The sequence below is a fragment of the Candidatus Aminicenantes bacterium genome, assembly GCA_026393795.1.
GTDB lineage: Bacteria > Acidobacteriota > Aminicenantia > UBA2199 > UBA2199 > UBA2199.
This window is the reverse complement of record JAPKZL010000100.1, coordinates 1-8,986: the sequence shown is the minus strand read 5'-3', so window position 1 is coordinate 8,986 and position 8,986 is coordinate 1. Positions and strand designations below refer to the sequence as shown.

Below are 8,986 nucleotides of genomic sequence, written 5' to 3'. Positions count from 1 at the left end.
TTGATAAAAAAAGCTGTAGCCAGACAAACTGCAAAACTGGCTATATATAAATATTTGTATGATAAGGCAGTCAGGATAAATTCCTTGACATTAAAGGCCTCAGATGTGGATTCGTTGTAATTTGACATTTAAATAATTATTTCTAGATTTATTTAAAGCGATCAGCGTCATCCATGTTACCCTGAATGGATAACTGCTGCTATCGCCCGCCGGAAAAGAATTTAAGGCTTGATTTTATACTGTTGACAGCATGCCCTGGAGAGGGGTAAACTGCGACAAATGAAATTTCAAGGCGAAATTTTTTTAAGCGAATTGACGGGCAAAAACGTCCTCGCCCCCGACGGCGGCAGCATCGGCAAAATCCGCGATTTCACCGTGATCAGGGGAGAGGTCTTTCCGCAGATCGACGCCTTCGTCATCCGCACCCGCCCCGGCGCCCCCCTGCTCAGGCTGGCCTATGAGGACATTGAGCTGTTCAACCGCCGCTTCATCCTCAGCCGTCTGCAGCCGGACCAGCTGCGACTGCAGGCGCTCAGGGAAAAGGAAACCCTGGCGGTGAGGGATATCTGGGACAAGCAGATCGTCGATATCAACGGTGCCAAGATCGTCCGCGTCAACGACATCAAGGTGCGCGAGATCGACGGCAAACTCTCGCTGATCGCCGTCGACGTCGGCATCCGCGGGCTGCTGCGCCGGCTGGGGCTGAAAAAGGACGACTGGCCGCTGTGGAAGAAAATGGTGCAGCGCATCCCCTACGACCTGATCTCCTGGCGCTTCATCCAGGCATTGGAGGACGACATCACCCACCTGTCGCTGACCGTTTCCACCCGCGACATGCAGTCGCTCCACCCGTACGAGATCGCCGACATCCTGACCCAGATCCCACCCGACAACCAGGCCGCGCTGATCGATACGCTGGGCATCGACACCATCGCCGAGGCCATCCCCGAGATGGATGAAAAGCACCAGAAGGACCTGATGGAGAGGATGGACCAGGGAAAGGCCGCCGACATCATGGAGGCCATGTCGCCCGACGACGCCGCCGACATACTCGGGGACATGCCCGAGGAGAAAGCCGACGCCATCATCGGCGAGATGCACGGCGAGGAAGCCGAGGACGTCAAGGAGCTGCTCCGCCACGAGGAGGACACGGCCGGGGGATTGATGACCACCGACTTTCTGGCCGTGAACCCCGAGCTGACCGTGGCCGAGGCGCTGGCGTTCATCCGCCTGGTCTGCGCCGAGATCGAGAATATTTACGTTCTCTATGTCCTGGACAAGCAGGAGCGCCTCCTCGGTTCCCTGCCGATCAACGACCTGTTCAGCCAGCCCCTGGACGCTAAGCTGGCAACGATCATGAACACCCGGGTCAAGACCATTCATTCCGATTCCGACGACATGGAAGCGGCGGAGATCATGGCCAAGTACAACCTGCTCTCGCTGCCGGTGGTTGATAAGAAAAATAAGCTCATCGGCATCATCACCGTGGACGATACGCTGGAAGTGCTCCTGCCTTCGATCAAGAAGCGGAGCCGCTACAGACAAAAATGACTCTCGGCGACAAGGTGAAACAAAGGCTGAAAACCCCCTTTTTCGCCAACCTGGTCATTTTTTTAAGTATCCTGGGCCCGGGCATCATCACCGGCAGCGTCGACAACGACGCCGGCGGCATCACCACCTACGCCGTCGCCGGCTCCCATTACGGCTACCGGCTGCTCTGGACCCTGCTGCCGGCCTTCGTTGTCCTGCTGGTGGTGCAGGAAATGAACGCCCGCATGGGCATTGTGACCGGCAAGGGGTTGGCCGACCTGATCCGCGAAAGTTTCGGCGTCAAGATCACCTTCTACATCTTCCTGGGTTTGCTCGTTGCCGACATCGGCAACACGGCCACCGAATTCGCCGGCATCGCAGGCAGCATGCAGATTTTCGGGGTCAGCAAGTACCTCTCCGTGCCGCTGGCCGCGGTCGCCGTCTGGATCCTGGTGGTCAAGGGCACCTACAAGTTCGCCGAACGGATTTTTCTGGTGTTTTCGGTTTTTCTCCTCTCCTACGTGGTTTCGGCGTTGCTGGCCAAGCCCGACTGGCTGAAGATCGGCGCGGCCTTGATCCGGCCGCAGGTCCAGTTCGACCGTCCCTACCTGGGCATGGTCATCGGCATCATCGGCACCACCATCGCCCCCTGGATGCAGTTTTACATGCAGTCGGCGGTCATCGAAAAGCGCATCAAACTCAAGGATTACCGTTTCGCGCTCTGGGACGTGATCATCGGCTGCCTGGCCACGGTCACGGTCGCCTTCTTTATCATCATCGCCTGCGCCGCCACCCTCCACGAACAGGGGATCGAAATCCATGAAGCCAAGGACGCCGCCCTGGCGCTGAAGCCGCTGGCCGGTGCCTTTGCCGGCGAAATTTTTGCCTTCGGACTTTTCGTGGCGTCGATCTTTTCGGCCACCATCCTGCCGCTGGCCACGGCTTTTTACGTCTGCGAGGCATTCGGCTTCGAAGCCGGTATTGACAAGAAGTTGAAAGAGGCGCCGAAGTTCTACGCTCTGTTCACGGCCATCATCGTCATCGGCGTAATCATCATCCTTATCCCCGGCGCGCCATTGATCGCCATCACCATCTGGACCCAGGTGCTCAACGGCATGCTGCTGCCGGTGGTGCTGATCTGCATGATGATCATGGTCAACAAAAAGGAGATCATGGGGGTCCACGTCAACAACAGGTTCCAGAACCTCGTCGGCTGGTCGACCAGTCTGCTGCTGATCATCCTGACCTTTTTCCTGATCGCCTGGCCATTGCTGGCGCGGCTGGCCTAGGCAAGACCGGCAAAAAGCGTTTTTCATTTGACACTGCTTTTTCTTTATGATAGGTAATAGCCGTTGAGCGAAAAAGCCCGGGCGCGCGAAACGACCGCCGGACGGTGCGAGTCAGGAGGGTGTACCCATGAAGCGCAGCCTTTTCTGGCCTGGCCAGGGAGAAAGCAATGGAAGATGAGCATCAGAGAACATTGAAGGGAAAGGTCAAGATCCTCTACCAGCTGGAAAAATGGCAGGATGTGATCAAACTGTGCGAACAATACAATGAAAAATACGGCAAGGACGTGGAAATCGACATGATGCGCTTCAAGTGCGAGCGCCATCTGCAAAAGATCTCCCCGGCAGTTGAGCAACAGGCCAAGGCGGTTCCTGCGCCGGCTCCACGTCAGGAAAGTCCCGGACAGGGTGCTGCCATGGAGTTCAATGCCGTGGAGGAACCGCCCCTGCTGCTGACCGAGGACCACCGGGCGGGGCAAAAGCAGGGAGTGATCATCATGAACGAGAATCCCGTTCCCGCTCCGCCGAAACCGGTCGCTGAACTCGGTGCGGACGAGCCGTTTTCACCGCCCAACGAGCTGATCATTACCGATCCCTTCGCCGAGCCCGAGCCCAAGCCCGATCTCGACCATACGCCGTACGAGCCGTACTTCGACGCGGACGAACTGGTCATCAGCGAGCCGGCGGCTGAAGACCAACCCATTTTCAGCCTGGCCAGCGATGAACCGCCGGTAATCGCCGGCGAGAGCAGCAGCGCCATAAAAATACAGATTCCGGCGCCACTGCCGGAAGAGGAGATGGCGATCATCGAAGAACCCCTGAATAAAGCCGCGGAGGTCAAGATCGCCTTTGATTTTGCCAGCAATCCCGCCATGGCGTTTGACGTTGAGCCGGTACTGGCCCCGGCGCTGTTTCCGGAAGCCCCCGGCGCGGCGGTCCCGGAAAAGGCGATGGGGATGTCGGCTGAACCCGAAGCTCACGATGCGGTCATTATTGAAAAACCTGCCGAGGTCTGGCACCCGCCGGAAACCTTTCAAGTCGAGGAAAAAGTCGTCGAAAACGCGCGCCCGGCCGACGAACCTGACATGGATCATTTTAAAACCCCCGAGGTGCGCAAAAGGACCGCTTTCAATTTAAAATATATATTGCTGCTCATATTGCCTCTGGCCGCTGCCGTGATTTTATGGCTGGCCCTTTCCGGAAAACTCAACTTAACCGGCAGCAGCGATGATGAGGCTATTATCACCCCGGTGGCCACCGCGCCGCCAGCAGCGCGGCAGCCGGCGGCGAAGGTCACGCCTGCTCCAGGCGCCGAGGTCAAACCGCCGGTCGGGCAGGAGCCGGCAGCGAAGGCCGGCCCTACGACCGCGGTTCCTCAGGTCGATGAAAGTGAAAAACTTGTCAATGAAAAGATCAAGCAGGCCAACGATCTCCTCAAGAAGAATGATGTCATCCGCGCCTTGGCTGTCGTGCTCGAAGCCAAAAGGATCAAAGTGACCGAACCGCTGCTCCAGCTGGAAGAGCTGATCACCAGCAAGATCCGCGAGGACGAAAGCAAGGCCGCCGAGCAGAAGCAGGCCGAACAGAACATGGTGCAATCGGAGGATCAAGCTTATGACAAGGCGAACGCCGAGAACACCGTAGCCGCCTGGCAGGGTTTTCTCCAGCAATATCCCCAGGGCGAGCGGGCTCCACGGGTGAGGAACAAGATCATCGCCCTGGAAAAGCAGGCCGCGCAGATGGTCGAGCAGGAATTCCAGCAGAAGATCCTGCAGGCACAAAAACTGAAGCTGCGTTCCGATTACCTGGGCCTGAACCAGGCGGACGTGAACGCCATCATGCGCCAGCTTGGCAAGCCGGCGGTCCGCTTCGAAACGGTGGAGCATGGCGGCGCCAAGGTGATCGTCGATTTTTCCTGCGGCCTGATGTGGACATTGTGGAACAAGCCCATGGTTTTCGACAAGGCCAAATGGTGGGCCAACCGCATCTATGCCGGGTACTCCGGCTGGCGGCTGCCCACCATCGAGGAGTCGCTGACGCTGCTGCAAATGGATAGAATGCTCTATGCCAGCCTGGCCGATTTTATCGTCTGGACCGGCGACAGCGTCAGCGACCAGCTGCGCGCGGTCTGGGTGCTGCGGCTGCCGCAAGGGCAGCTGCTTGCCCAGGGATACGACCAGATTGGCTATGTCTGGGCCGTGCGCAAGGCCGGCAAGTGAGGCTCTTGCGGGGCCTGGCATGAAATTCGTCGGCGCCCATGTCAGCGCCGCCGGCGGCGTGGAAAACACCCCGCTCAACGCTGTGGCCATCGGCGCCAAGGCGTTCGCCCTGTTCACCAAGAACCAGAAGCAATGGCAGACCAAGCCGCTGAGCGCGGCAAGCATCGCCGCTTTCAAGAAAAATCTGGCCGGAGCGGGCATTGCGCCACGCCATGTCCTGCCTCATGACAGTTATTTGATCAACCTCGGCCACCCCGAAGCCGAAAAGCGGGAAAAATCGGTCCTGGCCCTGCTCGACGAAGCGCAACGGGCCGAGCAGCTCGGATTGCTTTACCTGAATTTTCATCCCGGCAGCCACCTGGGGGGCATGGATGAAAAAGAATGCCTCGGGGTGATCGCCGCCGGCATGACGCGGGTGTTGGCCGAAACCGACCGGGTTTCGCTGCTGCTGGAATCGACTTCGGGCCAGGGCAACCACGTCGGCTACACCTTCGAGCACCTGGCCGCCATCCTGGACCTGGTCGGTCGCGAGGAACGGACCGGGGTCTGCCTGGATACCTGCCACATCTTTGCCGCCGGCTACGACCTGCGCACGGCCGAGGTGTATGAAAAAACCATGAAAAAATTCGACGCCGTCATCGGCCGGAAATTCCTGCGCGCGGCCCACGTCAACGATTCCAAGGTGGAGCTGGGCAGCCGCAAGGACCGCCACGACAGCATCGGCCGCGGCAAGCTCGGCATGGAAGCGTTCCGCCTGCTGATGAACGACCCCCGCTTCGACGATTTGCCCCTGATCCTGGAAACGATCGATGATGCGCTCTGGCCGGCCGAGATCAAGCTGTTGTATTCACTGGTCGGCAACCGCGGTTAAAAAACACGAATATTTTTTTTGATAAAAACGTTTTTTAATTCTATAATGTATCCACATGATGCGGCATAGATCCGGCCGTATTTTTATTATGATTTGTCTGCTTTTTTCCGTGCTGGGAGCGGAACAGTCCGTGATTTATCTGCGTTTGGCCGATGCCTTGACCCTCGATCCCGGCAAATTCGAGGATTTTTATTCTCAAGAAGTGATTGCCAATGTCTTTGAGGGGCTGGTTCGCCTACGCCCTGGGAGTCTGGTCGTGGAACCATGCCTGGCTGAGCGCTGGATTTTCAAGGAAAATGGCAAACGCTGGTTGTTTTATCTGCGGCGCGGTGTGAAGTTTCACAACGGCAAGGATTTCAACGCCCGCTCCGTAGTGTATTCCTTTAAAAAACGGATGGAGAACATGGGGGGCGAATACAGTGCTTTCGGGCGTGTCTTCCCTTTCATCTCTGCTGTATCCGCTAAAGACGATTGGAGCGTGGAGATCGTCCTCACCCGGCCATATCTTTCTTTTCTTTCGTCCCTGGTCGATTTCAGAGCCGATATCATAGCCCCGGGTTCTGCAAACGGGCGGGAATTCAAGCCGGTAGGCACTGGACCTTTCGTTCTTTCTGAATGGGTCAAGGGTAGATCCCTGGTCTTGCGGCGCAATCCCCTTTATTGGGATACTCCGGCGCGGATCGATAAGGTGGTTTTCAGGAGCGAGAAAAGCGCCTCGCTCAGAGTCGCGCAGATTAAAAACGGCAGCGTTCAAATCTCTATGATCCGTTCTGCGGCTGAATACAGCGAGCTGGCGGGCAAGAGTGATATCGGGATCATCTCGCAACCATCCATGAGCACCCATTACCTCGCTTTCAATAGCTTACGTCCACCCTTTACTCAACTGAAGGTCCGAAAGGCCTTCAGCCACCTGCTGAACATAAAAGTCCTGGTTCGGCGCGTGTTCCAGAATCTGGCCGTGCCGGCCGACCAGTTCCTACCGCCGGCCATGACCGGAACTGCCCCCGCTATTGGCGGCACCAACTTCAGTCTGCAGCAAGCGCGGCTACTGCTCAAAGAAGCCGGTCTGGCCAAGGGCTTCTCCTGCAGCCTTTCATACTCCGAGGGTCAGTTCGGTGTCGAGGAGATTGCCAAGGCCATTGTCGCCAAAGCCAAGCTGGTTAATGTCATGGTCAAGAGCATCAAGCTGCCTTTTGACCAGTTTTTCAGGGTTGTACAAAACGGTGATTCCGATCTCATCCTGATGTCCTGGGGTTATACGGCCGATCCGATAGTTTTTCTAAACCCAATGTTCATGCTCGTCCCCAGCAGCGGTAAAATGTTTTCGGTAAGCCCCGCTTATGCCGAGATATTGTCCAAGGCCGAAATGACCATTGACTGGAAAACGCGGGAGAAATATTATGCGGAAGCCCAGCGATTGATCTTCAGCGAATTGCCCCTGCTGCCCCTGTTTCACCTCAACGAGCTGGTGGCCTACACGAAGCGGGTCAGCTGGCTACGCATGGATCCCCTTGGGTTTTTGCTCTTCAAAGACGCCATCCTGAATCACGAATAGGGACGTTTCGCTGATCTGGGATATCTCGTTTGGAATCGCCAGCCGCCCAGGGGCTGGGCATCGGGCCCTTTTTTTATTGGCGCAGTTATTGCTCTTGCGTCTGGTTCTTCTTCTTGCGCCAGGCCAGCCAGACCATGCCCACGGTGAGCAGGATCAGGCCGACGAACATGGCCCGCGCCCCCCAGAGGTAGGGGTGGCGGCTCTGCTCCTCTCCTTTCATCAGGAACTTGGCGATGGCCTCCTGGTAGGTCCAGGCGCCCAGCACCACCAGCATGTAGACCGGGGTGACGTACTTCAGGATGAACTTGAATATCTTGGGAACTTTCAGATCGGCCCCCTGGTGCATGTCTTCCCAGCCTCTCTTCACGCCGAAGATCCAGGAGAAGATGATGATCTCGATGGTGGCGAAAACGACCAGGCCGAAGGTGCCGGCCCAGAAATCGAGTTCGTCGAGGAAGCCGAACTTGAAAAAGGCGACGACGGCGACCGTGCAGGCCACCATGACGGCAAATACCGTGTTCACCGCCTTGGTCCGCTTCCACTTAAACTCGTCCTCCAGGAAGGCGATGGCCGGCGAGGTCATGGCCACCGAGGAGGTGATGCCGGCGATGAACAGCAGGAAGAACCACATGGCGCCCAAAATCTGGCCCAAAGGAAGCTTCTGGAAAATGACCGGCAGCGACTGGAAGCCGAGGTTGAAAGCCCCCTCGTTGGCGATGAGCTTGGTCTCCACCACGCCGAAAAAGGCGACGGCGACCGGGATGGCGATGGTGCCGCCCAGGATGACCTCGGCGAATTCGTTGGTCATGGAGGTGGTCAAGCCGTTGAGGGTGACATCATCCTTTTCGCGCAGGTAGGAGGCGTAGGTGTTGATGATGCCCTGGCCGAGGCTCAGGGTGAAAAATATCTGCCCCGCCGCCACCAGCCAGACCGTGGCCCGGCTGAGCTGGCTGAAGTCGGGGTTCCACATGAAGCCCATGCCTGCGCCCACCGAGGAGACGCCCGAAGCAGGATGCCCCAGGGTCAGGACGCGGATGGCCAGCACGATGCCGAAGACGAACAGCACCGGCATGCCGATCTTGGCCAGCACCTCGATCCCCTTGGAAATGCCCTTGCGCAGGAAATAGTAATTCAATGAAATGGTGATGCCGATGAAAATGATGACCGGCAGCCAGGAGGAGAAGAACTGGTTGTGTTCGACCCCCTGGAAGCCGCGCAGGAAGTGCCCCATGGCGTCGCGCGTGGTCAGGCCGAAATACTTGCCGGTGCCCGAGAACCAGGCGAAGCCGAGGGTCCAGGACTCGATGAAATTGTAGTAAACCACAATGATGAACGGCATGGAAATTCCCAAAGCTCCGAGGTACTTGGCAACCGGGTGCTTCCACATCAGCGAGAACATGCCCGGCGTGGTGCCGTGGCCGTGGACGCCGCCGTGGCGGCCGATCGACCATTCGACCCACATCAGCGGCACGCCCAGGAAGAGCAGGTGGCTGATGTTGGGGATCATGAAGGCGCCGCCGCCGTT

Annotated in this window: 6 protein-coding genes; 5 read left to right on the top strand and 1 reads right to left on the bottom strand. The window is 57.7% G+C overall.

Annotated features, from left to right (window positions below):
* Positions 1 to 279 precede the first annotated feature (279 nt).
* From NTW95_04915 to NTW95_04895, 5 genes are all read left to right on the top strand, one after another.
* A complete protein-coding gene (locus NTW95_04915; protein ID MCX6556758.1) occupies positions 280 to 1,551 on the top strand; it encodes a CBS domain-containing protein in 1,272 nt (423 codons plus the stop codon).
* Positions 1,548 to 2,819, top strand: coding sequence for an Nramp family divalent metal transporter (locus NTW95_04910; protein MCX6556757.1), 1,272 nt, complete (start codon positions 1,548 to 1,550; stop codon positions 2,817 to 2,819). Before NTW95_04915 ends, NTW95_04910 begins: the two co-directional genes overlap by 4 nt.
* A 167-nt stretch (positions 2,820 to 2,986) precedes the next feature.
* Positions 2,987 to 5,035, top strand: coding sequence for a DUF1566 domain-containing protein (locus NTW95_04905; protein ID MCX6556756.1), 2,049 nt, complete (start codon positions 2,987 to 2,989; stop codon positions 5,033 to 5,035).
* Between the two features lie 19 nt (positions 5,036 to 5,054).
* Entirely contained in the window at positions 5,055 to 5,906 is an 852-nt protein-coding gene (gene nfo / locus NTW95_04900) for a deoxyribonuclease IV (protein ID MCX6556755.1), read from the top strand.
* Positions 5,907 to 5,994: 88 nt separating this feature from the next.
* Positions 5,995 to 7,461, top strand: a complete 1,467-nt coding sequence (locus NTW95_04895; GenBank protein ID MCX6556754.1) for an ABC transporter substrate-binding protein — start codon at positions 5,995 to 5,997, stop codon at positions 7,459 to 7,461.
* 85 nt (positions 7,462 to 7,546) lie between these two features.
* On the opposite strand, the gene NTW95_04890 is transcribed toward NTW95_04895, so the two are convergent.
* On the bottom strand, positions 7,547 to 8,986 hold a 1,440-nt coding region (locus NTW95_04890; GenBank protein ID MCX6556753.1), incomplete at its 5' end, for a sodium:calcium symporter.